Here is a 24668-nt window from a genome sequence, read left to right as displayed (position 1 = left end):
ACCTTCTATGATTCGGCATCTGCTGTTTTTGTATCAAATGAGTGCCCTTTCTTCTCTAGACGCTTCACTAAAAATCCGACATATAAAGGAAGCAGGATGGCGGTCGTTACCACGGACGCCGCAACCTGCACCGTCGCAATATCGGTAAATGCCGCAAAGGATGCATTCGCTGCCCCGATGGCAGCAGGCGTAGCCACAGCATTACCGGCTGTGGAGCCTTCCGCAGCCCCCACGATCGGATTCCATTTCAATGCTTTAAACACAAAGTATCCTGCCGTACCTGTAACAAAAACCGTCAGCAATCCAAGAATGATACCCGACAAGCCGCCATCCACGATCGCTCCGAAATCAATGCCCATCCCGAGCGCAAAGGCAAAGAACGGAATCAGCATCGAGCTGCCTTTGTCCAAAAACTTGCGCATCTCTTCATCCAGATTACCCAGCACCATCCCTACAATAATCGGAAGAAGGACCGAAATAAAGGACACGAAGGAGAACATGCCGTCCACGAATCCCATGGCGCCGAAGATCGATAAGGCCACCATCGTGAGGAAAGGCCCGTCATTCAGGGCAAGCAGCGAATAAGCGGCACGGTCTTCCTTACTGCCGTATTGGCCAACCAAGGCTACGAACAATCCCCCATTACTGTTGGTCATCGCCGCAATGACGGCAATCGGCGCCAGACCCAGCCACAATCCGTTCTCTCCGGCAAACAGGTAAGCGATCAGTCCGAACGCTGCGCCGACCACCCACTTCGTGACAAGCAGCGTAGCCCCTTTTCCGACGGATACGCCAAAGGACTTGACGTTAATCTGTGCCCCCGTACAGAGAAGGAACAGCGCGATCAATGTACTTGAACCGTTTACAAATAAAGACTCCGTGAAATTCCCAATCCGAAGCAGATCCGGTGCAAAGGTATTGATGACTGCTGCAATAAGCAACGGCACCACCATCATACCTCCAGGAATACGATCCAATGTCGCTTTAATCTTCATTATTGTAACACCCCTTTAATAATTGTTTCAATATTAAACAGCGATTTCATATTGAAATCGCTTGCAGGGATAATTGTAAGTGCATTCAATTAAATTTGCAACATATTAAAGATTAATTGTTGCAAATTTAAACAATTGATTACAGCGCTGTCTCTAGCTTGTTGAAATATATTCCTCCTTCTCCTAATATCTGCCGAAGCGGAGGGATCTATTAATCGCCAAACAAAAAAAGCTGAAACTATTGTTTCAGCTTTCTCCACAGGGTCGAACGGTTGATCCCGAGCCGTTCTGCAACCTTCGTCTGATTAAATTGTTCTTCCTCCATAATCGCGTCGATGATCCTCTTCTCGATCTCATCCAGCGTACCGCGAAGGAACTCAGGGCCCATCGCAGCTGACGGATGTTCTTCCTTCTTGGCTAGAAGCCGGGAAATGAGTGGCTTGCCGATCACGTAGCCCTTCTCCTCCGTCACTGCGTCCTGGAGCAGGATTTTCAGTTCCGACACGTTGCCCGGCCAATCGTACTGGGTCAGCAGGAGAATCGCTTCATCCTTGATCTTGATTGGTGAAGTCCCTAGCGTTCCATGATAGGACGCAATATAATAAGTCACCAGCGGCTTGATGTCCTCCCTGCGCTCACGCAGAGCCGGCACGGCGATTCTTGCCGCCTCCTCGTCCAGCAGGAGTGGATGATAATTCGAATCATCCTTTTCCAGCGAGAGGATGATCGTGAACCCCCGGTCTTTCATCTCGTTCATCCACGGCTTCAAATTCGCCATTTCTTCTGGAGCGATCGTTTCCAATCCATGGATGTACAGCGTGCGGATATCGTTGTCCCAAGCTTCTTCTTCGTCTTTTCCCGACAAGGCCATGGCCTGCTTTGCGGTAAGCCGGACATACAAGCCCTGGCCTTCGTTCTTGCGGTAATGAATATACCGGGAGAGCAGCTGCTTGCCTGTTCTGGCTTCACCGATGAGAATCAGGATGCGGCTGTCCAGTTGATCCTCGATCCGCTGCAGGCAACCGTGCATCGCTTCGCTTTGCGATATCAACATCGGCAATTGGGTCACGGCCTCGACATGATAGCCTGCAGCCTCCCCATTTTGCTTCAGCTCGGAAAAAGTGTACAGGTAGTACCATTTTCCCTGTATTACTTTCAGCGTCCTTTTCTGTTTAAGCTTCCGGGTTCCGTCATCCTGAATCAGGACAGAGGCTTCCGCCTCCCGGTTTAGCCGTAGATCAGCTTGCAAGGCTTCCACCGGGAGCGGACAGGAGCCGTAATCCGGCCACTGTTCATATACAACCTGCCCCTCAGCATCCAATACGGCAAGGTTCGCGGCCGTTTCCTCCAGCAGTGCTTGCAGAAAGGATATTTCCCACTGCGTCCGTTCATGTAACCGAAACGCGGATTTGGCCTTTTGAAACGCATCGAAAATGGCCTCGCGCCCGGATTGGATCAGAATCCCTTCCAAGTGGTGCTTGGCGGCTGCCTCCATCGTCACCACATCGCCCATGATTAATTTGAAGCCCTTCGCCTTCAGATCCTCCAGCAGCCGGTCCACCTCTTGCGCCTTCTCTACCGTGAACACATCCACCTCGATATCCAGCACATCGGTAATGGCTTTGGCTCCGAGCGTAATATTGGAGAAGCCCACAATGGCTTTTTTGCCTGGAAAATGATTGGCCAAGGTGAGCACGCGCAGCATGTCATAGCCTGAAACATGGACATCGATTACAGGAATGCCCACCTCAGGCTCGATCAGCTTGGCCGTACCGCCCCGGCTAATGATCACGTCATATCCCAGGCGCTCGCCTTCTTTTGCCAGAGGAACCGCTTCTAGCAAATTGCCGACCTCGACTCGGACTTCCAGTTCCGGCTCTTCCTTTTGGCATTCTTCTATTAAATGGCTCATAGCGGGGTACGGAGCAATAAATAACGTTTTAATGGTCATGATTGTCACCTGTGTTTTCTTTGGTAAACCTTATTCTTGATTATTATTCTACCGTTTCTATATGAAATAACCAACTCTATATATGAAAAGGCACCTCCGCCGAGGTACCATTAACCGAAAGGGCTAACGGCGCCGACTAGGGTGCCTTATCTTGTCTAACCTATGAACTGTTACTTCAGAATTACTCCTCTATCAAAACGGACAGGGCGCTTTTCGGTGCAAGGCGGAGGTTAAGCTGCTCCGGTCCCTGTATAAGAAGTGCAGCATTCTCCTCCTGCTCGCTGTCGTTAAACAAAACGACGGCAACCGAACCGTCCGTGTTCTTGAATGCTACCGAACGGATGGACTCATCGCTGGTCGAAGCAATGCGAACCGCTTTTGGACGGATCACTTTGCTAAAATGCGCCAGCGCATAGTAGTCCAGCGTGTAGGTAAGCTCTTTCTTCTGCTGATTTACCGTGACAATGCCGCGGCAGGTGCTTTTTCCAAAGCCCGGAACGGTAGGGCCGTTCTTCTCGTCCAGCGCCATATTCCACAACACGTAGGATTTACTGTGATTGCGGAGTATCTCGATTCCGGTTCGCATCACATTGGAGAAGGCCTGCTCAAACGGCGGGATCCACTCCCCGCCCGATCCTTCCGTGAAATGAACCTCTTTCCCCGGAAATGCGTCGAACACTTCCGATTGGGCCGACGGCTTGCCGCCGTACCAGTGCCAAGCGACGCCATCCACGGCGTCACCCGCTTGCTCCAAAACGGTCAGCGGGTAGTCCGGCTTGTCCCAGTTATGGTCATAACAAAGGATTTTTGTATCGATGCCGTTCTTAACGAATTGCGGCTTCAGATGATTCTTGATGAAATCGCTTTGCGCCTCGGGCAGCATGATCATGCCAGGGTAATGTCCTGGCGAATACAACGCCTCATTCTGCGGCGTGATCGCATAAATATGAAGCCCATGGGCTTCATACCCCTGGATGTAACGTACAAAATAATTAGCGTACACCGAATAGTATTCAGGCTTCAGCTCTCCGCCGATCATCGAACCGCTCGTTTTCATCCAGCCGGGCGGACTCCATGGGGAACCCATCAGCTTGACATCCGGGTTCAATCGGAGTGCTTCCTTCAGGAGGGGAATGATATCTTCCTCATCATGCGCAATGGAGAACTGCTCCAGCTCTATATCCGTCTGGCCCTCAGGCATATCATTGTAGCTGTAGAAGTCACGCGCGTAATCCGATGCCCCCATCGGCTGGCGGAGTACGGATAACCCGATCCCTTCATTCGGATCGAACAGCTTTGTCATGAGCTCCGAGCGCTGCTTTGTCTCCAGCACTTGATGGATCAGATAAGCAGCGGAGTCCGTGAAGGACGCGCCGAAGCCGTCCATCTCCTGAAACGTCTGCTCCTCATCGATAACAACCGTATGCTTCGTGTCCGAAGTTCCGGGAGCTAGCTGCTCCTTGTCTTTCCTAACGAATAATTCCTCTTCCCCGTTTGACTGGTAGATGGTGATGTTCAGCATGTTGTTTCCCTCCAGGTTTCTTATGGTCCTTCTGGCTTTCCTATCCCGCCCTATATTGGAAGTTGACTTAGAAAGAAAGAGCCCCCTTTCCTGTCAAGGAAGGGGCTCTCCCATCATAAAAGCGTTACCTTATTTCAGCCCCAGCTTCTCTTTGTTCGCCTTCATCTTCTCATTGCGGACTTCGACGATTTTATCCCAGTTGTTATCGTCCAGGAACTTTTTGTATTCGTTTAAGAGGTTGTCGAACGCCGCATCATCCTTGGAACGAATCATGCTGACGAGCGTGGAGTTCCATTTCGTATTGATGGCTGTCAGAGAGCGCGCTTCTGGTGTTCCCTGATCCGGGTTGATATTCTCCAAAATAAAGTGCGGCGTCAGCTTCCCTTTGCCCCATTCCTGCATTTGCTTGATCGCATCCGGGAAAGCATCCCCGCTCAGCGCTTTGTGACGGTCATGCCCGAAGAACATGAATTCGCCCATGCGGTAATCCTTCTTGAAAGTATCCGGATTGTTCATCTGAAGATCCTTCACGGCAGGGAGGAACTCCACCGTGCCGTCCGCATTCACTTGGTAAGTGTCGCCTTCGATACCATAGTTCATCAGCATTTGTCCTTCTTCGCTTAACAGGTACGTGAAGAGCTGAATGGACTTGGCAGGATCTGCATTATTTTTCGTAATGAAGCTGATCATCCAGCCGGTGATACCGGATTGATTCAGCGTCGGCTGACGTCCTGCCGTGCTTTGCGGTCCGTCAATCGCGATGTACTCTTTGCCTTTATTGTTGCTGTAGAAGCTTTGCAGGTTACCGCCCTGCTGCGGCGTGCCGTCCAGCATAATCGTTGCGTATTTGCCAGCCTTCACCTTCTCTTCAAAAGCCGTTCCGTCATCGGCAAAGCTATCATCGCTGATCGCGCCGTCCCGATACACGGTATTGAACGCCTTCACCCAGGTCAGATAATCTTCATCCAGGTTACGGTTATAGAAACCGCCATTCTCCTCCAGCGGCACGCCGATGAAATCCTGCAGCACGTCGCCAAGCGAGCCAGTACCTTCACCGATGGAGTTGAAGCCCAGTGGAATCAGGGCAGGGAATTGCTGCTTAATATCTGCGAGAGCAGCCCGGAATTCTCCCGGCGTTCCCATAGCAGGCTTGCCTAGCGCTTCGTACACGTCCTTACGGATGATAAATGCTGTTTTGGCCGGAATATTGCCGCTGTCATAGTCTTCTTGCGTATTGGAATAGTTCGGGTATCCGTACGTTTTGCCATCCTTCAATTGGAACCAGTTGAGCGTATCCTGTGCCGCTACCTTATTGAAATAAGGATCATATTTCTCGGCCAGATCGTTCAGCGGCAGCGCCCATGTCGCCGCCTTCTGCACGACCGGAGAGTTGGAGTCAAACGTCGTGATCAGATCGGGCATTTCCCCGCCGGCAAAAAACGTATTTAGTTTGGTGTCGTCACCCGTGATGAATTTGATATTGATGTTCAGGTCTTCCTTAATCTTCTTGGTTACAACGTCCTTGCCAAAATCCGTGTTCCACCAGTCCGCATTCACGTACCAAGTCAGCTCGGTCGTCTCTTCTTTTTTGTCCAGCTGCCAAGCCGGCGTCTCGGCATCCGGTGTATAACGATCCTCGATCGAAACCCAATTTTCCTTCTTGGATCCGGAACCCCCGCCCGATCCGCCGCAGCCGCTCACAACCAGCACAACCGCCATCAGTGCTGTAATCAGCGTAAGCCCCTTCTTACCCAAAGCCTTGTTCATCAACATCCTGTAAACCTCCCTTTTAATAAAAGCGCTTTCTTATTAGACCCTTGTTTTTACAGGCTTGCTTCTTTTCCACTCCCTTAAAGAGCTGCGTCTCCGCTACTCTTTAACTGCTCCGAGCATCATGCCGGAGATAAAATATCTCTGTAATATTGGATACATCACAACAATCGGCAGCGTCGTCACGACAATTGTTGCTAGTTGGACCCCTTTGGTGGTCGTCTGAATTGCAACCGAACCGATATTTTGCATCGATTGGGTCTGGGACTGCACAATGATCTCATACAGCATCATCTGCAACGGATACAGCGACTGATCGGTAATATACAATTTGGTGGTCATAAAATCGTTCCACTGCCCGACCCCATTAAACAGGGCAATCGTCGCCATCGCCGGCATGGAAAGCGGAATGAAGATGCTCAGGAAAATTCTCCAATCGCCCCCACCGTCGATCTTCGCCGACTCTTCCAGCGAATCCGGCACGTTTCGGAAGAAGTTCATCAGAATGATGACGTCGTAAAAGCTTAATAGAGCTGGGATAATATAAACCCAGAAGCTGTTTAACAGCCCCAAGTCTTTGATCAACAAGTACGTCGGAATCATGCCGCCCGAGAAAAACATGGTGACAACGCCCATCGCCACGTAGAACTTGCGGCCGCGGACGTATTTCTTACTCAAGCCGTAACCCACCATGGCACAGAAGAACACGTGCGTGATAACGCCGATGACCGTTTTGGCCACCGAGATGAAGAAGGCATTCCATATGTTTGCATCCCTGAACACGGCCTGATAATTCTCCAGCGAGAATTCCGTAGGCCAGAAGATGAACCCGCCCTCGGCAAGGGACCTGCCCGAACTGAAAGATGAGACGACGACGTTCCATAACGGAACGACGATGATGATCGTAAACGTAACCAGTAAAATGATGTTGATCGTATCAAAGATCCGACTGTCAAGATCCCCTTTTGCTGCTTTCAAATTCACCGTAATACCTCCCTTTTGCATGACCTACAGGACGGATTGATTATCATTCAATTTACTGGTTACTTTGTTGGCCGTAACGAGCAGAATGACAGAGATAATGGATACACCCAAACCAACGGCGGTCGCATAAGAGAAATCGCCCTGCGTCATTCCCATCCGGTACACGTACGAGTTAATGACTTCGGCCTTTTCCCGGTTCTGCGAATTCATGAGCACCAGGGTTTGATCCAGATTTGATCCCAATAAACCGCTTACAGTAAGGATCAGGTTCAAGCTGATAATCATCTTCATGTTCGGTAGGGTAATGTTCCAGATTTGTCTCAGTCGACTAGCCCCGTCGATTCTTGCGGCCTCGTAGTAGGTAGGATCGATCTTGGCCATGATCGCCAGGTACAGAATCGTGCCCCAGCCGGCCTCTTTCCAAATATCCGACAGCGTTGCAATCCACCAATACTTGCTTGGATCAAGCAAAATGTTTTGCGGCTGCGAAATCAGCCCCAGAGCAAGCAATATTTCGTTGAACAAGCCGGATGTCGAGAACCAGGTAATGAGCATGCCGCCCAAAACGATCCAGGACAAGAAGTGAGGCAGATATGAGACCGTTTGGACGAATTTTTTGAATCGCCCCATGCCAACCTCGTAAATCATAATGGCCAGAATGATCGGAATGACAAAGCCGATCGCCAATTTCAAGAAGCTGATGCCCAGCGTGTTGACGACGGAGTCCCAGAAATACTTGTCAGACAAAATAATCTTGAAATTGTCCAAGCCAACCCACGGCGCGGAATCCAGCGTATCGATAACGGTGTAATTTTTAAACGCAATCGTCAAACCGTAAATCGGTATGTAACAGAAGATAAACATGAAGATAACGCCGGGAATAATCATCGATTGAAGCTCCCATTGTCGCTTGTAATCGATGAAGAATTCCTTGATCCCCTGCCCCATCGGCTTCTTCCCGGTGGGTTGAACCGGGCCCGTGCCGGTTGACTGAACTGCAGCTGTTTTGCTCACCTGCTTAGCCTCCTTTGATCAAAAAACGCATAAAAACGTTTTTATTTTTGGCGAAAAAAACCCCTGATTTTTTAAAATCATTTTAAAAAATCGACTTGGTGTGATTTCTTTTCTTCCGTTAACCCGATTCATTCCGATTCATCTTCACATGACTGGAGCCGCGAACGACCAACTCCCCTGGAAGCTTCTGAATCTTGCCCTTCTCTTTCTTCTGAATCATACGCACCAGATGATCCACCACCAGAATCCCCTGTCTGGCAATCTGATTGCGTACGGTCGATAAAGGCGGCGTAAAATACTGCGCGATATCGATATCATCGAAGCCCACGACGCTGACGTCCTGCGGAACCTCGTAACCATGGGACTTCAACGCCCGAATGCAGCCGATGGCACTCACGTCATTACCGGCAAGAAAAGCATCCGGTACTTTCCCGGGGTGTAAGTGAAGAAACGATTTGACGGCGTTATAAGAGCCTTCTTCCTCAAAATAGCCCTGCAGTATGTAGTCTCCGTCGATCGGGAACCCGCACTCCCGAAGCGCAGCCAGATACCCTTCCTTCCGCTGCACGCTGTCAAACATCGTATCCACGCCGGAGATGTAGGCGATCTTCCTATGCCCCAGGCTGATCAAGTATTTGGTTGCTTCATAACCGGCTACGTAAGAGTCGAATATGATGCTGCCCATCGTTTCGTTCTGAACCTCTCGATCCAGGAAAACGGCCTTAATCTTGTCCTTCTCCATGGCGGCGATGTCTCTATCATCAATCTTCAGCTCTTCGAAGATAATGACGCCATCCACCCGGCCGCCCATAATATTGCTCATAATCACCTGTTTATCCTTGGTCACAAACACGTTCAAGCCATAACCCTGACGGTCACATTCCCGTGACATCGACTCCACCAGTGTATAGAAGTAAGGCCCTGATACGCTTGTCGTAAAGAAGCCCAGCATCTTGGTCTTCCCCGACTTCAACAGCTTTCCGTTCAGGTTAGGTACATAATTGAGCCGCTCCGCCACCTTCAGCACATGGGATTTGGTCTCCGGGTTCAATACATCTACATCATTCAATGCATTTGAAACCGTAGAAATGGATACCCCGGCTTCTCTTGCCACATCCTTGATCGTTACTTTGCCCATATAACCATTCCATTCTTCCTTTGCGATAAAAACGTTTTTATGTACATAAGTTACCACATACGTGAGGTGAACACAATGCTTTTTTGGAAGGGGTTACAAATATTTTTTCGGTTATGCTCAACGACTACTGGGGGGATAGCATGAAAAAAAGCAGACACTCTTCAAATCGGTACCCTTCATCGGTACCACTCTTCGAAGTGAGCCTGCAGAAATCGAATCTCTTTTTCGTAATGGGCCACATGCCCCTCATCGATCATGTTTTGGTAAGCCTTGTTGCCTTGTGCCGCACCAGTTATAAGTGTATCGCATAATGCCTGGATGCGTCTTATCGTCCATTCTTTCAAGTTGGGAGGCGGCGATATGCCATAGGACTTAAAGAACAGCGATATTCTGTGCGTGCGATCCGCAGCATGTAATTCCGATTGATAAGGTATCGATGTCCCTGTAGAGTAATCTATTGCAAAGCTTGCCAGCGGGACTGAGGTATACAGCATATAAACGATGTCCCAGATTCTTGGACCTGGCGCAGCCAAATCAAAATCAATCAGTGCAACCGGCACTTCATCTTGAAAAACGATATTGTATGGCGCGGCATCATTATGACAGATCACTTCATCAGCCCACTCCTCCAGAGCCCGAAAGTTATGTGCATCCTCCGGTTGGATCGAAGTTGCAGCAAAGCCTTGTACGGCGTCATGATAACGCCCTAACAACGCTGCGCTCTGGATAAGGGCATGGTCTGACCATATATAAGGTTTAAAATCAGGATATTGGTTACCCGGCACCTCTCCAGGAATAAAGGACAAGATCTCGCGACCGCTATGATCAATGCCTATGAACTTGGGGGCGCCTTCAAAACCCTGCTTATCCAAATGTCGAAGCAAGTCATGTACAAAAGAACTCCAGTTTGTAGTACGGTGAACGTTATTTCCGATACGTACGACTTCGTTCACATTGCCTCCAGGAAGTACTTCTTCCTTGTCACACATCCGTAGCCCCCCTTCCCGCTGCTCCATGTGCCATCCCCAGCACCTCAGCCAGTCCTTCCAGATCCAGTCCGTCGGCGGCAAAAGCGGTGCGAACGAGCTTCGGCGGAACGAACTCGTCATATTTGCCGAGATACGGCGCCTCATCCGGATCGAGGAGCGCGCCGGCATCCTCGCAATCCATCAGTTCCTTCTTGATTTCCTCCATCAGCGTCTTATTATCGACTTTACCCGCGACAACCATATAATACGGCTCCATCGGCACGATGGAGCGAAGCGCCAGCCGCTCGGACAGATTATGCTTCAGCAATCGCTCCAGCGTGCGGAACTGCTTGCTGCCCGCCCAAGGCAGAATGAACAGGGAGTCGCCGCCCGCCGGTAGGACCACCTGCTTCAGCAGTCCGCTTTCCCGGGCAAGACGGCGAGCCCGCTCCAGACGATTCACTGCCCCTGGTGCCAGGTACGGATAGATAGCGCTGTCGGCCAGCACCTCCCGCATCTTCTGCACCACGCGGGTATGCACATCGCCGCCTGCGCCAAGCCACAAGGTATCGACCTTGCCCTTGGCCGACTTCACATACAGGGCCTTATGCTTCGTATCGACTTCCTCCACTTTCCACAGCTTGCCTGCCAGCGAAAAGCAGTAACCCGGCGGCGGCACCGTCGTAATCGATCCGATTTCTTCCGACCCGTTATATACGACATGCTCTTCATCGTCCTTAAATACCGCATAGAAGCGGTAGTTGTTCACGATCTTCTCCCCGCCAAGGCCGATGATCAAACTGCCTTCTTCCGTCCGCTGGATATGATCGGTTTGGAGCAAATACTGCAGGAACTCCTTGTATTCCTCCGGCTCAATGCCGCGGAAAGCCGGCAGGGTCAGCACCGCTCTCGCCAGATCCGGCGGCTCAGCCTCGCCCATGCTCTTGAGCGTACTCATCGTCTGATGGTAAAGCACGCCAACGGGTTTCTTCCGCAGGGCCAGCGGTTCGACCCACTTCTCGCGGACATACAGCTCGATGACCGCAATGGCCCGGAGCAGCATCCATGGCATGCGCGCAGGCAGCATGGCCTCCTCGTCCTCATCCTCCGGACAGAGAAACATCATCTCGGAGGCCTGATCCCCGCGCCGGCCGGAGCGGCCCAGCCGCTGAACGAAGCTGGAGCAGCTGTACGGCGCGCCAAGCTGGATCACCCGCTCCAGCTCGCCGAGATCGATGCCGAGCTCCAGCGTCAGGGTGGCCGCCGCAACGGCTGGCCCCGGACCTTCGCGCAGCGCGGCCTCGGCTTCCTCGCGCAGCATCGCGGAGATGCTTCCATGGTGTACATGGAAGACATCCCGCTGCTCGCGCTTAGCCGCAATCCGCCGCAGCTCGAGCGTGGTCAGCTCGGCATCCGAGCGGCTGTTCGTAAAGACCAGCGCTTTTTTCAGATGCGTGTTGTCGTACACGAAGTCGTAATAGGCTTTGCGCGCAAGCTCCAGCTGCTCCGCCTGCTTTTCATCCCGCGCATCCGGGAAGGAGAAATGCTCGACCGACAGCCGCAGCTTCCGGCCTCCTTGGGGGGCAATGACTTCAACCGCGTTCTTCGTGCCCGCTCCCAGCCAGCCGGCTGCGGTCTCGTAATCGCTCAGCGTTGCGGACAGCCCGATGCGGCGAGGCGAGCAGGCAGCCATCCGCTCGATCCGGGTCAGCTGGCTCAGCACCTGGATGCCCCGATCAGCTCCCATAAAGGCATGGACCTCGTCAATGATGACATACCGCAGATCCTGGAACAGCGCCGGGATGGCGTTCGGCCGGTTCATGAGCAGCCCCTCCAGCGATTCCGGCGTAATCTGCAGCACGCCGGACGGCTTTTGCATCAGCTTGGTTTTCTCGGCCTGGGACACATCGCCGTGCCAATGCCATACCGGCACCAGGCCTTCCTTCAACAGATCGGTGATGCGTTCAAATTGGTCGTTGATCAGCGCCTTAAGCGGCCCGATATACAGAATCCCGACCGAGCTGGAAGGCAGGTTGTACAGCTCCGTCAGCGCCGGGAAGAACGCGGCTTCGGTCTTGCCCGATGCCGTGCCCGAAGCGATCAGCAGATGATTGGGCGTATCAAACAGGACGCGGCAGGCTTCCACCTGCGCCTCGCGAAGCGTGTCCCATCTTTTTTTATAGATAAACTCCTGAATGAACGGGGCCAGTCTGGAAAAAGGGTTCGCACTCATAATTCAAACTCCGCCAGCAGATCGTCCAAATCGTCCGAAGGAGCATCGCTTTGCCCTTTGCCCTGGGGCTGCGCTGCGGCGCGCTCGCCTAACAGCTCCTCAAACGTGGCCTCCGGATGCTGATGCAGCGTGTGCAGCAGATCCATGAAATCTCGCACCACCTCACGGGTGGTCAGCAGCTCCTCAGCCCCCAGCCGATTCACGGCCGTCTGCATGAACGCGATCAGCTGATCATCCGTTAACTGCGCTTCATATTTGAAGTGCAAGGCGTGAATATCCCGCAGCTTTTGCAGGAGAATAAGAATCTCCTCATACGACAGCATGTCCAGCTTCAGGATGGGCGACGTATAGGTTCTCAGCGAACTGCTGCCGTAGCGTCCGTCGATCAGACGGGAGCGCAGCGCGTCATAACTGAACAGCCCCCGGCGCTCATCCTCGACAAACTGCGGCGTTCCGCCCATGTAGATGCCCAAATGCTCCGCTTTGCCCTGCATCGTGTCGTTGAACATGGTCAGCAGCTTCTCGTAGTTGCTCTGGCGGGACACGCTGTTGGTGATTTTGTAGAGATTCACCCCTTCGTCAATGAACAGCAGCAAACCCTTATACCCGATGGCCGCCGTAAATTCGGACCAGAGCTTCATGTAATCGTACCAATTGTCGTCATCGATAATGACCCCGACGCCAAGGTCCTTGCGGGCCTCCGTCTTCGTCGGGACTTCCCCGCGGAGCCAGCGCAGCGCCGCTCCCTTACGGTCATCGTCACCAAGCTTATAGCCGTTCCAGTAAGCAGCGAGAACCTTCGCAAAATCAAAGCCGTGCACCAAATTCTGCATGCCGTTCGTCACGGCATAAATCTGCGTTTCCACCTTATCGTTCAAGGCAGGGTCATCCGGTCGCAGGCCCGTCTCCTGCATGATGTCCTGCTGGATCGCGGCAATCCATTTCTGCAAAATGGCCTCAAGCGCCCCCCCATCCGGTCGCGTCCTTGTAGACAGATGGGTCATCAGCTCACGGTAAGTCGCAAGCCCTTGCCCTTTCGTCCCCACCAGCCGCCGCTCCGGCGACAGATCCGCATCCGCCACCACGAAATCGCGGTCCATCGCGTAATTGCGGATGATCTGCAGCAGGAAGCTTTTACCGCTTCCGTAGCGGCCCGTAATCAGGCGGAAGGCGGCGCCGCCCTCGGCGATATTATCCATATCGCGCAGGATCGACTCCACCTCCGGCTTCCGGCCGACGGCGATGAACTCAAGCCCCACCCGCGGCACCACCCCTGCCGTTAAAGAGTTTACGAGGGCGGTTGTGAGCCGTTTCGGTATTTTTAGTTCCGTCATAGTTCCACCTCTTTCAAGCATCTTCCAAGCATAACGAGTCCAAACGATTTCAATCCGTCCGGTTACACGGACTTTAATGTTTCCAGCATATCTATATAATCATCCGCAATGGCCTCTCCATCGATCAGAAGATCACCGATGGTATCCATCGCGGCCTCATTGATCTCATCAAGCAATAACGCCGGCATAGAACCGGCCTTCTCCGCAATTTGCTGCAGCCCTAGACGGTTCGATCCTACCTTGAGGGCGTGGAGAACTTCGAGGTGGATGGGATTGAGACGCTCTGCGAGTTCCTGCCATTCCTCATCCTCTACCTCCCATTGCCACGACCGCTCTCCTAATGTAGGCATCACTGAAATCGTCTCTTTATCTACAACGTGCGGATCCATAACATGGATACCCCCAGCCTCAGATAAATGCTCCGATGAAGGCAGTGGCTTGAGCTCTAGAGAGCCCATGGATGGCATCGGACTATTATCATCGGTGCTCTCTGACGGCTCCATAGACCTTCCATTATCTGCTTCTGATTCCGTTTCTTCCGTATTCACGGAATGAACGATGACATTTGCTTCATCAAGCTGATCACGCACCCCTATGGCGCCGGGCTCATAAGGATCCGCATCAAAATCCATCACCGCCTGGAACACTTCGGGTTTCTTCACCGCCGATTTTCGGGAGGAACGACCTTTGGAAGGTGAAGCCATATTAGTGCTTGTTCCCGCATCTTCGGCGTGGCCTGAAGAAGCTCCAACCGACGGAGCAGGCTCCAGTGTCGGCTGGCTGTAGATCGCTTCAGCCTGCTGCCCGGCTTCCTCCGTAAGCAGCATTTCGCGGACCTGGTCCGACTCCCGCTGTAATCTGCGCAGCTTCCCCGTGTCGATCTGAACCTCAGGTATCGCCTGTTTGCGCTGAGCCTCCAGCTCCTCCTGAATCTCTTTTTTCAGATAACGGGTGATGATCTCTTCCACTTCGGGCTCAACTGCATCCGCCCCGCGCAGCCGTCCCTTAAAACCTCTCAATTCCCGCAGCTTATTCTCGGTCAAGCGAACCAGACCCGTTATATAGGAGCGCAGAGGAGCGTACTCACTTAAGGACACCACCGTCAGCACGACGTTTCGCCCGTATAACCCATGATCGTACACCGCGCTGCGGAATAAATGCCGTTTCACCTGCCGAGGCCGTGGCTGAAAGCGGTCGATGAAGCGCTGCCCCTTCATTTTGGCTAAGTAGCTGTCCACGAGCGCAATCACCTTCGGGGCGTACTGTTCCAGGTCCTTGCGGCCATTCTCCTGGTAAAAACGACTCTTCTCTACGTCATAATCCAGCAAATCCAGCAGCAGCTCCCACGTCAGCTCCACGGGCTGGAGGGAGAACCGGCGCTTCCATTCCTTCTCCTTCAGCTCAGCGGATAAAACGCGCGGGAAGCGCTGGTACGTTTCCCGAATCGGCATATCCAAGCCATGCACGATCATAAAATCATATAACCACTCCCGCAGGTACGTATCCAGCTTGGCATATCGCTTTCGGTAGGCCGTCCACGCCTGCTCCATCAATTCATAGCCCTGCAGGGGATCGCTCCAGCCCACGCCATGGATCAGCTCGTAAAAATAGACAAACAAATAGGATAAGTCCGTATCCGGGTACCGCCCGGACCTGACTTCCTCCCGCCAGTAAAAATACCATTTGAACTGGTCGCTGGCCATCTGGTCGTAGGTCGGCCAATAGCTTTTGAAAGCCACAAAAGGGGCCTCTCCCTCCACATGCCATGCGAGCTCCCTTGCTTTCTGCACGAATTGCTGCTCCTTGGTCACGTAGCGGAAGTCCTCGCCCCAATTCATATCCAGCGGCTGCTGCGGCTTCACGATCAGGGATTCCTTCGCTGGTGCAGCAGAATCAACGGCTGCCTGCCCCTGATGATTCGATGGCTTGTCCGGTAACGGGACGTCCTGCTCGTCGCCGGCCAGCTCAAATTCGGCAAAACGAATTCCTTGGTCATTCACGAGCGTAGTATGTCTTATATGTTCTATGTGATTGTCGTTGTTAGGCTTATCGTTTTTCATCGAATATGAACCTCCGTCACAACTTCAATTATACCATTTAACCTATAGGGACTAACCGGTTTTCACATGTTTCTCATCTGTATTATAATGGACGGAATGATAGTCTAGCGAATGACTTTATGCTGAAAGGACCTTCGAATGAATAAATGGCTGAAAGCATTGTTATTTCTAGTGGGCGCGGCTATTCTGACAAGGCTGATCCCCTTCTCTTCCTGGTTCCGTATCCTGGATACGATGATCCATGAGCTGGGGCATGCCGTCATGACCCTTCTCATGTCGGGGCGGGTGCTCAGCATCGAACTGAATCCCGATCACAGCGGCGTGACCTATTCCATGCTGGCTTCCGGCGGCTGGAGTCCGATTGTGGTCTCGCTTGCAGGTTATATGTCGGCATCCCTGTTTGCCATTCTGATGTTTTACGGCTATGCCAAGAAAAAACAGGCCACCGGCCTGATCACCATTACCGTGCTTGCCCTCATTATGATCATCTTCTTCGTTCGCGCCGGCTATGGATTATGGTGGCTCATTATTTTTATGATCGTGAATCTGATCTTCTATTTCCTTGGCGAAAAGGTCCGGAATTTCTACTACCTGCTGCTCGCCTTTCTCGTACTGGAAGAGTCCGTGGTCGGTCCGCTAACCCTCCTGACCATGGCGCTGACCCAGCCCAAGCAAGCGGGCGACGCCTCCAACCTGGCCAACATGACCATGCTCCCGGCCTTTGTCTGGGCGCTGCTGTTCCTTCTGTTCGCCCTATGGTGCGCAAAGATGGCACTGCAGCTGTTCTGGAAGAAGCGGTGAAATAGGTTCGTCGCAAGACAGGCTATAGAAGCCGGTGTTATCCAACCATTTGGATGACGCTGGCTTTTTTATAACGGCTTGATTCTTATAAAAGAGTCCTTGCTTTTGCTATTCAGATTAACAGGAATCCCCGCCTCTCTGATCAAGAAGGAGAATATTCAGTCGCAGAGACTTCTAAAGAAGTTGGGATTTAGTCAAGTGAGTGAACTAAAGGAAAATTGTAAAAAATAAACGACATCTATAAAAGCGTTATAAAATGAGGTATACTGAGGTAAGAATAAGTAAGGAGCCGTGCGGTAACACGACTCCAAAGTACAATAACTGCATAAAGAGCAGTCGGCCACGTAAGATGGGTCGGAAATAGACCGTTATCCTAACCAGGGCGGTCTATTTCTTTTTCATGTAGGTGAGCAATGCCAAAATGAACATGCCGAACATGAACATTAAGGAAAGCGCATCTTTGACCTCCATGGGCATCACCTCCCTTCTGGGAGATTAGCCGACCGCCCTTACAGCCGTATATTGTACTAGGAAAATTATAACATATTGAGATGTTAAAATACGAAAATCCCGTATGGAAACCCAATAAAAGAAGAAACCTCCAAAAAAAGGGGCAACCCGACAAGTAGTTATTTGCTACTTGCAGGCAGCCCATTTCATTTATATATGATCACCGACACCGCACCAGCAAATCGATCGGATAACGCCCTGCATTCCGACCATACAGACTGATGCCGCCCTTCTCGGCCCGCAGCTCCAGTCGGAAGCTGCGCTTGCGGTCAAGCTCAGCCGCGAGTCTACCCGGAACCTGCGCCTGGCACAGGTATCCGTACGAACCGGCCTCTTCCAGAAGATTATGGACCGGCTGATAGTGCCACGACAGCACGCCCCGGCTATCGGCAGGATCATCCGCGAGCACAGCCTCACCGATTTGGACATCGTCCACCCACACGGAAATACGGGATTCATGCAGCTCTTCATCCGTCATATAGTAAGTGCTCGGGTTATACTCCACATCCGCCGAAGCCCCGTGCATAAAGTCGATTCCGTGCGTGCGATGCCGCGCGCCCTCGATATTTCTGGCCAATAAGCGTTTCGCGCCGGCCTCAAAGAAAATCTCGATATCGCGGATCAGCCGCTGTTCGTCATGATCCGGCAGCTGCACCTCATAGACGAATCGGCCCTCTCCGCCGCCATTCACTTTGGAGCCTTGAAGCGCCTCCCACATGTAGCTGAAGCTTTGCTCACGGAATGTGTTAACCGGGATGCTTACGGTTCTGCCTTCCACTCCATCGTTCCCTAGTCCCTCTCCGCCACGCACATCAAACGTTGTAAAGTTGCGCGTTACCACACCGTTCGCTGCATTTAAGAGACGAACTCCGAGGATCGCAACTGCATCGGTCTTCGGCATGCGAAGTTTGAGTTCCGTTAGTGGCGCAACACCGTAACCATCCCAGGCCACTTCCAGGGTCCCTTGATCAGTTACAACCTTCGTTCCGAGCTGATCATAGGATAATTCCCAAGCCAGAATAAGCTTCTGTCCATGGTACTGATCCGAATAACTGGAACGCAGCAGCGGTATGGTCTTCTCAGCCCCTTGGTCCAGCGTCTGGCAAGGCGGTGCATCGATCACGATAAAGTCCGGCGTGTGCAGATCGGCGATCGTCATGCCCGGCACAAAATCCTCATACCCGAATTTTTTGTCCGTCCCATCCAGACGGTAGTAGCCGTTGAATTCGTTTGTCACGTCGCGGAATTCCGTAAATACGAAACCGCACAGCTTATCATGGCGCCGGAATTCGTTCAGCATGTAACGGTAGTGCCACGCGAGATCGCTGTCCCCGGCTCCCCCGTCAATTCCCCACACGTTTCCGCATTCGCTGTTCATGAGCGGAGCGTCGCCTTGCTGATTGCCGCCGATATAGTTATGTTCGGATCCCGGATGAGTCTTCTGGACAATCTCCTCGATATGATTGCGCAGCGGTTCATACCCATTGATGTAAAAATGCCACGTGTTGATATCCGTCTCCACATGATCGTAAGCGCATGGAGAATTGTCCTCCACAATCCGAGTCGGGTCCAGCTCCTTGGCCCATCTGTATTTCTCCCTTACCCACTCCTGCGTCTCCGGAAGATAATACCGATGCTGTCCTTCGCCGCCCGTCAGGCCGGCGGACTCGCTATCCGTACGGAGTCCCCAAGTTTCGTTAAACATGACCCAGGAAAAAATCGACGGATGATTCCGGTCCCGTTCAATCACTTCCAGCGCCTCGCGTTCATAGGCAGAACGTGCTGTTTCATCCGGATTACCCCAGAAGCATGGCATATCCTCCATCACCAGAATTCCGAGTTTATCCGCCCAATACAGCTTGCGGGGCTCCTCCGGCTTAATATGAATCCGCACGAAGTTCAGTCCAAGCCGTTTCATCAGATAGATCTCGTCCCGCATCTCCGTATCCGTCGGGTAGGTGAAGAATCCCGTCTGGTGGTAGGATTGGTCCAGCGTTCCGTTTAAATAGACCGGCTTTCCGTTGAGCGTAATCCAGCGATAATCTCGTTCGCCGAACTTCGCCGTTCCGATCTCCCGTATGCCAAAATAAGTATGAACGACATCTTCGCCGGAGGAACTCGCCAGACGCAGCTCCCCTTCGTATAAATGAGGGGTTTCGGGGCTCCACAGCCGCGGGTCGTGGACTTGGAACACCGTTGTCCGTTCGTTCGCGCCTTCTTGCAGCTCCCACTCCACCTGATGCGTAACCGAGCCCTCCGCAAACGAGAGCTGGAGTGTCACTACGCCTGCTTCTTGAGCCTGGATCTTGGATTTCAACTCGATCTGACCGTCAATGGAAGTCGTAAAGATGGCTTGCTCCATGTAGGTTTGCGGCCGGGCCTCCAGCCAAACCGGCTGCCAAATGCCCCTGATCTCGCCATACCCCTGCTTCCCTCGGGCTTGGTAATTATGGTCGAAGTCCTCTGCACGGACAACGATCGTATTGTCCTTTGCCGTATCCCAAACCGTTGTCACATCAAATTCAAAGGTCCCGTAGCCGCCTTGATGCGAGCCGACAAACTTGCCGTTGACCCATACATCACAGAGATAATCGACGGCGCCAAACCGCAGAAAGATTCGGGACTGCTTCCGGGTCGGCTCCCATTTCACGGATCGACGATACCAGCCTACCCCCTTCTCGTTGCGCTCAATCCCGGACAAAGGGCTGACCCAAGAGAACGGCACCGTAATCTCTGAGGTAAAAAGGCTGGCGTCTCCGCCCTGCAGGGCAGCAGCGTAACCATCGGTGCCCGTACCCGTTTGCTGTCGTACATCATCCGATCCTTCCGGGGCGAGCCGGAACGACCACTGGCCGTTCAAATTCAACCAGTCTTTTCGTTCAAAATCCGGCCTGGGGTACTCCGCGCGCGGAATTTCCGTATGAATGGAGGGTGCTACAGAAGTCTTCATGAAGCGAACACAACCTTTCCTTTTTCTGAATTTGCCCCTATTCTAGCACCTATATATAATAATTGCAATGTACATTATACTTTTACAATATGCTAAATTTATTGTACACTTGGAGCTACTACAACTCTTCAGTAAAGGAAGGGGATTATGAACGAATCGAAGCTGGAAACCAACCGTTATCCGGCATCCCGGATCGTGGAAGTGGCCAAAGCCCTATCCAGTGATGTCCGTGTCCGCATCCTTGAAGCGCTCGGCGATAAACCGATGAGTGTCGGTCAGTTGGCGGAGTCGCTTGGGATTGCGCAGCCTACGGTATCCATTAATGTCCAGATGCTGGAGCAAGCCGATCTGATCGTCTCTTCGCAAGGAGCGAACCGGGAAAAAATCTGCGCCGTCACCTGCCGCTCCATTTTTCTCGAACTGCCCTCGAAGCCGGGCGAGGGGCTGCAGCGCACGGAAGAAATCCACATGCCGATCGGCATGTTCTCCCGCTGCTATATCGAGCCAACCTGCGGCATGGCAGCTCGGGACGGATCTCTGATCGGATCGCCTGACGATCCGCGCGCCTTTTATATGCCGGAACGGACAGAGGCTGCGCTGCTCTGGTTCTCGGGATCAGGATATATCGAATATTATTTTGCGAACCCGATGCCTCCCGGAGCGGCTCTCGATGAACTGAGCGTCCGTGCGGAGCTTAGCTCCGAGGCGCCTTCCTTCCAGCAGGACTGGCCATCCGACATCACCGTTAGCATCAACGACCTCCCTGTAGGCACTTGGATAAGTCCCGGTGATTTTGGTGATCGAAAAGGGAAACTCACCCCGGATAAATGGAGAAGCGGCAGTGAGTACGGCATGCTGACAGAATGGCGTGTAACCAAGCAAGGCAGCCAGGTCAATGGCCACGAGTCCAGCGCCACGACCATCGATTCGCTGGAGCTTGCCTTCAACCGGCCGATCCGCGTCCGCTTTGAAGTGAAGAAAGACGCCGAGCACCCGAACGGCCTGAATCTATATGGTTCGGGTTTCGGAGATCATCCGCAGGATATCATCCTGTCTTTTGTGCGGTACACGGAAGCCTAACAGCCGACCACAGCCAGAGAAGCCAAGCAAGTCAAATCTGATAAATCACCGATTGAGTACAAAAAAAGGCTATCCCATGTCACCTCTCTTGGCGACTATGGAATAGCCTTTTTGGATTTTCAACACACGACGGTTATTTCTTTTTCAGTTTATTGGTTTTCCCCATCAAATATAACAGGTACGGCGCACCCAGAAGCGCGGTCACGATACCCGAAGGCAGTTCCTTCGGAATCATGACCACCCTCCCGATCCAGTCTGCCCCAGCCAGCAAAATTCCGCCGAGCAGCGCAGCGATGACCATCGATTGCCGATGGCGGGCCCCAACCAGCATTCTGGCGGCATGCGGCGCAAGCAGTCCGATAAAGCCGACCGAGCCGACATTGGCTGCGGCGATCGAAGCCAACAGCACCGCAATGATGGCGACATACATCCGGGTATTCCGTACATGAAGGCCAAGACCGGTGGAGCTTTCTTCGCTGAACGTCAACAGATCCACCTTCCGTCCGAGCCATGCCGCCAAAGGCAGCAGGATGAGAATCGCCGGAACAATCCGCTGCACCTCCGTCCAGCCCCGGTTATACGTGCTTCCCGCCATCCAGGATAATGCCGGCGCTACGTCGACCTTGGCATGAATGATCATCAGATTGATGATGGCGGAACCTAGCGCGGCGACGGCAATGCCGACCAGCGTAAGAATCGTCGGATGAAGTCCTCTTTTCCAGGACACCGCGTATACCAGCGCGGCTGCAGCCAACCCTCCGAGAACCGCACCGGCCGGTACCCAGCCAGCCGACAATTGCGGAAAGCCGATCATCAGGAGCAGTGCGCCCGCACCAGCTCCGCTGGTTACCCCGATCACCTGGGGATCCCCCAGCGGGTTGCGGACCGCATTCTGCAGGAGACTGCCGCTAACGGCCAGCGCCATGCCGGACAAGCCGGCTGTGAGCAGCCTCGGCAGGCGGAACTCCAGCAGAATTTGGCGATACATCGCCTCGCCGCCTCCGGTAAGCACAGCCAGCACTTCCGTGAAGGGAATGCGCAGACTGCCGCTCATCAGGCTGAATACCCAGACCAGCACCAGCAGCACGCTGAACAGCGTTACCAAGACCGGGTACGGAATTCGGCGCAGGCTTGTGCCCGCCATGATCGATCCGCCGGAAGACCCGCGCCCTCCAATCAACGAGCGGGATACCCGCATGGCCAGCCAGATGAGGCACGGGGCTCCGATCATGGCCGTAATGGCCCCGACCGGAAGCTCACCGTAGGCGTTTATGAACATTCTGGCCACCGTATCGGCCCCGACGAGCAGAGCCGAGCCCCATAAGGCAGCCAGGGGAATTAACCCCGCATGCCGGACCACCCCGGATAGGCGGACCAAATGGGGAGCGACCAGCCCGATAAAGCCGATCGGACCCACCACGCTCACGGTCACGCAGGCCAGCACAATGGCTGCCCCCATCGCAAGCAAGCGGGTGGTGCCGACTTTTTGACCAAGGGAACGTGCAGACTCTTCATTAAGAGTCAGAATGTCCCACTGACGTACCGCCAAACACAGCACGATCAATCCGCCAATGATCCACGGCCATGAAAAAGCTACGCCATCCCAGTCATTCTGAATAAGCGAGCCGGAGCCCCACAGAAAAATCCCCTGGGTCGTTTGCTGGTTCAGCAGCACCAGCGCACTCGTAACGGAGGATAAAACCAAGGTGACAATCATCCCGGATAATGCAATCCGCAAGGGTGAACCTTGCGTTTTTCCCGCCAGCGCATAGACGGCGACAGCCGCCAGTGTTCCCCCTGCCACAGCCAAAGGAAGGGCATACTGATGCAGCAGTCCCGGCCAGAAGATCATCCCCGCCACAACGGCCAAATAAGCGCCGGCATTCACGCCAAGCGTCGTCTCCGATGCGAGCGGGTTGCGCGTGACGGTCTGCATAAGCACACCCGACACCGCCAAGGCGGCGCCCGATAATAGGCCCATCACCGTTCGGGGAAGGCGCACGCTGCGGATGAGATGATGGTCTGCAATATCCTGCGGAGACACCAAGGCCTGCACCACCGTTTTGACGGATATATTCGCTAGCCCTTGCGTCAAGCTGATAAACGTGAGAAATAGTAGAGCTACAAGGCCTCCAGCCAGCATCCATAACGGCTTCCAGCCCCTACCTGAGGAAACGGGTGGGGCTGGATGGATGCTCACCGGCGCGGAGCCCTGTGCCAGTTTCCTGCCGAGACTCATTTTGTGAGCAGATCAGCTGTCTTCTGGGCCATGGTTTGGGCAGACAATGGGCCGCCGTATGGCCACATGTCACCGCCAAGCGCATACACGCGGTCTTCTTTAACAAAGTTCAGACCTTTCCATACCGGATTGTCCTTCAATTGGTTCTCGATGACGTTATCGCTATCCTGAATAATATGCAGGAAATTGGCATCCTGAAGAGCCGGCAGCGCCTCTACGTCCGCAGTGGTGAATCCGTACACCTCAAATTGATTGGGCTTATGGGCGTTGGTCAGCCCGATGTGCTCCAAAATTTTGACCGCCAGGGAATTGTCCGTCGAAATCCGGAACGTCACCGCATTCTGGTTGCTGTAAGCCATCGCGAGTGCAAACGGCTTTTCTGTCATGCCCGCAGATTCAAGCTTGGCTTTGGCATCGGCATAGGTTTGATCCAGATCGCTAAGCACTTTCGCGGCTTCGTCTTTTTTGCCAAGCACGTCAGCGATCGTATTGAAGGTATTAACCATCTCTTCATATTGATCCCCTTGTCCCTCGACCGGATAAGGGTCAAACACCAAGGTAGGCGCGATGCTGTTATAAGTTTCATAGCCGGCTTCAAGATTCGATTTCAAACCGATGATCAGGTCCGGCTTCAAGGAAGCGATAAGCTCCAGGTTCGGCTCTTGACGAGTGCCGACATCGGTCACGTCCGAACCGATCTCCACCGGAATGTTTACCCACTGATTCATCCCCTCAATATCTGCAATGCCGACAGGCTGAACGCCGAGCGCAAGGACATCCTCCGCGTAAAGCCATTCCAGCGACACGATACGCTTCGGAACGCCCGTAATTTTCGTCTCGCCCAGGGCGTGCTTGATGGTTCGGGTCTCCGGCGTGGCTTCGGTGTTATCCCCGCTCTGGGCGGCCCCTTGATCCGAATTCTGTGCTGCGGTGGAGCCGCCTCCCTCATTGGATGCCGCGCCCCCGCCACAACCGGCTAAAACCAAAGCAAATATCAATACGATAAACACGAGCCCCTTCATACTGCGCATTGAATTTCTCCCCCTCTTACCCTCTATGTATTGTAGATATTGTTTATTAATAATAATTATTGAGAACAATTATCATTATCAACACTCA

The 24668-nt window shown here is 53.0% G+C and carries 17 protein-coding genes; 2 read left to right on the top strand and 15 right to left on the bottom strand.

The genetic code is table 11. The annotated features are described in order from the left end of the window. Positions 1 to 5 precede the first annotated feature (5 nt). From ACETK5_RS20800 to ACETK5_RS20750, 11 genes are all read right to left on the bottom strand, one after another. Positions 6 to 995 carry a 2-keto-3-deoxygluconate permease gene (locus ACETK5_RS20800; protein ID WP_100539636.1) on the bottom strand — a complete coding sequence of 330 codons (990 nt, stop codon included), beginning with the start codon at positions 993 to 995 and terminating at the stop codon, positions 6 to 8. A gap of 238 nt (positions 996 to 1233) precedes the next feature. Beyond that, a complete protein-coding gene (locus ACETK5_RS20795) occupies positions 1234 to 2946 on the bottom strand; it encodes a PrpR N-terminal domain-containing protein (RefSeq protein WP_394057596.1) in 1713 nt (570 codons plus the stop codon). A gap of 181 nt (positions 2947 to 3127) precedes the next feature. After that, positions 3128 to 4468, bottom strand: coding sequence for a glycoside hydrolase family 30 protein (locus ACETK5_RS20790; protein WP_394057594.1), 1341 nt, complete (start codon positions 4466 to 4468; stop codon positions 3128 to 3130). A gap of 129 nt (positions 4469 to 4597) precedes the next feature. Beyond that, a complete protein-coding gene (locus ACETK5_RS20785; protein ID WP_394057592.1) occupies positions 4598 to 6241 on the bottom strand; it encodes a type 2 periplasmic-binding domain-containing protein in 1644 nt (547 codons plus the stop codon). Positions 6242 to 6337: 96 nt separating this feature from the next. Further along, positions 6338 to 7222: a carbohydrate ABC transporter permease gene (locus tag ACETK5_RS20780; RefSeq protein ID WP_127595875.1), complete on the bottom strand. Its 885-nt coding sequence runs from the start codon at positions 7220 to 7222 to the stop codon at positions 6338 to 6340. A gap of 24 nt (positions 7223 to 7246) precedes the next feature. Next, positions 7247 to 8236 carry an ABC transporter permease gene (locus ACETK5_RS20775; protein WP_394057590.1) on the bottom strand — a complete coding sequence of 330 codons (990 nt, stop codon included), beginning with the start codon at positions 8234 to 8236 and terminating at the stop codon, positions 7247 to 7249. A 118-nt stretch (positions 8237 to 8354) separates the two neighbouring features. Further along, positions 8355 to 9374 (bottom strand): LacI family DNA-binding transcriptional regulator, encoded by a 1020-nt coding sequence (locus tag ACETK5_RS20770; RefSeq protein ID WP_326111794.1) that lies wholly within the window; start codon positions 9372 to 9374, stop codon positions 8355 to 8357. A 176-nt stretch (positions 9375 to 9550) separates the two neighbouring features. Beyond that, a complete protein-coding gene (locus ACETK5_RS20765) occupies positions 9551 to 10363 on the bottom strand; it encodes a phosphotransferase (protein WP_100539629.1) in 813 nt (270 codons plus the stop codon). Continuing rightward, the gene (locus tag ACETK5_RS20760; protein WP_394057587.1) at positions 10356 to 12575 is read right to left on the bottom strand and encodes a DEAD/DEAH box helicase; all 2220 of its coding nucleotides are present in this window, start codon (positions 12573 to 12575) and stop codon (positions 10356 to 10358) included. The genes ACETK5_RS20765 and ACETK5_RS20760 overlap by 8 nt, the downstream gene beginning before the upstream one ends. Next, positions 12572 to 13909: an ATP-binding protein gene (locus tag ACETK5_RS20755; protein WP_326111797.1), complete on the bottom strand. Its 1338-nt coding sequence runs from the start codon at positions 13907 to 13909 to the stop codon at positions 12572 to 12574. Before ACETK5_RS20755 ends, ACETK5_RS20760 begins: the two co-directional genes overlap by 4 nt. Positions 13910 to 13971: 62 nt before the next feature. Beyond that, on the bottom strand, positions 13972 to 15969 hold the full coding sequence (locus ACETK5_RS20750) for a TerB N-terminal domain-containing protein (RefSeq protein WP_394057585.1): 1998 nt from the start codon (positions 15967 to 15969) through the stop codon (positions 13972 to 13974). Between the two features lie 138 nt (positions 15970 to 16107). Between ACETK5_RS20750 and ACETK5_RS20745 the strand changes: the two genes are divergently transcribed. After that, positions 16108 to 16770, top strand: a complete 663-nt coding sequence (locus tag ACETK5_RS20745) for a M50 family metallopeptidase (protein ID WP_394057583.1) — start codon at positions 16108 to 16110, stop codon at positions 16768 to 16770. Between the two features lie 387 nt (positions 16771 to 17157). On the opposite strand, the gene ACETK5_RS20740 is transcribed toward ACETK5_RS20745, so the two are convergent. Together ACETK5_RS20740 and ACETK5_RS20735 are read right to left on the bottom strand one after the other, a co-directional pair. After that, positions 17158 to 17241, bottom strand: coding sequence for a putative holin-like toxin (locus ACETK5_RS20740; RefSeq protein ID WP_220687457.1), 84 nt, complete (start codon positions 17239 to 17241; stop codon positions 17158 to 17160). A gap of 199 nt (positions 17242 to 17440) precedes the next feature. Beyond that, entirely contained in the window at positions 17441 to 20230 is a 2790-nt protein-coding gene (locus ACETK5_RS20735; RefSeq protein WP_394057581.1) for a glycoside hydrolase family 2 protein, read from the bottom strand. 147 nt (positions 20231 to 20377) lie between these two features. Here ACETK5_RS20735 and ACETK5_RS20730 point away from each other — a divergent pair, with 147 nt between their 5' ends. Continuing rightward, positions 20378 to 21310, top strand: coding sequence for an ArsR/SmtB family transcription factor (locus tag ACETK5_RS20730; protein WP_394057580.1), 933 nt, complete (start codon positions 20378 to 20380; stop codon positions 21308 to 21310). A 133-nt stretch (positions 21311 to 21443) separates the two neighbouring features. Here ACETK5_RS20730 and fhuB read toward each other — a convergent pair whose 3' ends face one another. Next, the gene (fhuB, locus tag ACETK5_RS20725) at positions 21444 to 23549 is read right to left on the bottom strand and encodes a Fe(3+)-hydroxamate ABC transporter permease FhuB (protein ID WP_394057578.1); all 2106 of its coding nucleotides are present in this window, start codon (positions 23547 to 23549) and stop codon (positions 21444 to 21446) included. Beyond that, positions 23546 to 24580, bottom strand: coding sequence for an ABC transporter substrate-binding protein (locus ACETK5_RS20720; protein WP_394057576.1), 1035 nt, complete (start codon positions 24578 to 24580; stop codon positions 23546 to 23548). The genes fhuB and ACETK5_RS20720 overlap by 4 nt, the downstream gene beginning before the upstream one ends. Between the last annotated feature and the right edge of the window lie 88 nt (positions 24581 to 24668).

Source organism: Paenibacillus ilasis (assembly GCF_043195395.1).
Lineage (GTDB): Bacteria > Bacillota > Bacilli > Paenibacillales > Paenibacillaceae > Paenibacillus_AQ > Paenibacillus_AQ lautus.
Note: the sequence above shows the minus strand (reverse complement) of the source record. Positions and strands in the feature narration are given on the sequence as shown.

Bases quoted from the DNA above. Each gene is read 5' to 3' on its own strand.
- ACETK5_RS20800 (WP_100539636.1), bottom strand. From the start codon at position 995: ATGAAGATTAAAGCGACATTGGATCGTATTCCTGGAGGTATGATGGTG.
- ACETK5_RS20795 (WP_394057596.1), bottom strand. From the start codon at position 2,946: ATGACCATTAAAACGTTATTTATTGCTCCGTACCCCGCTATGAGCCAT.
- ACETK5_RS20790 (WP_394057594.1), bottom strand. From the start codon at position 4,468: ATGCTGAACATCACCATCTACCAGTCAAACGGGGAAGAGGAATTATTC.
- ACETK5_RS20785 (WP_394057592.1), bottom strand. From the start codon at position 6,241: ATGTTGATGAACAAGGCTTTGGGTAAGAAGGGGCTTACGCTGATTACA.
- ACETK5_RS20770 (WP_326111794.1), bottom strand. From the start codon at position 9,374: ATGGGCAAAGTAACGATCAAGGATGTGGCAAGAGAAGCCGGGGTATCC.
- ACETK5_RS20765 (WP_100539629.1), bottom strand. From the start codon at position 10,363: ATGTGTGACAAGGAAGAAGTACTTCCTGGAGGCAATGTGAACGAAGTC.
- ACETK5_RS20760 (WP_394057587.1), bottom strand. From the start codon at position 12,575: ATGAGTGCGAACCCTTTTTCCAGACTGGCCCCGTTCATTCAGGAGTTT.
- ACETK5_RS20755 (WP_326111797.1), bottom strand. From the start codon at position 13,909: ATGACGGAACTAAAAATACCGAAACGGCTCACAACCGCCCTCGTAAAC.
- ACETK5_RS20750 (WP_394057585.1), bottom strand. From the start codon at position 15,969: ATGAAAAACGATAAGCCTAACAACGACAATCACATAGAACATATAAGA.
- ACETK5_RS20745 (WP_394057583.1), top strand. From the start codon at position 16,108: ATGAATAAATGGCTGAAAGCATTGTTATTTCTAGTGGGCGCGGCTATT.
- ACETK5_RS20740 (WP_220687457.1), bottom strand. From the start codon at position 17,241: ATGGAGGTCAAAGATGCGCTTTCCTTAATGTTCATGTTCGGCATGTTC.
- ACETK5_RS20735 (WP_394057581.1), bottom strand. From the start codon at position 20,230: ATGAAGACTTCTGTAGCACCCTCCATTCATACGGAAATTCCGCGCGCG.
- ACETK5_RS20730 (WP_394057580.1), top strand. From the start codon at position 20,378: ATGAACGAATCGAAGCTGGAAACCAACCGTTATCCGGCATCCCGGATC.
- fhuB (WP_394057578.1), bottom strand. From the start codon at position 23,549: ATGAGTCTCGGCAGGAAACTGGCACAGGGCTCCGCGCCGGTGAGCATC.
- ACETK5_RS20720 (WP_394057576.1), bottom strand. From the start codon at position 24,580: ATGCGCAGTATGAAGGGGCTCGTGTTTATCGTATTGATATTTGCTTTG.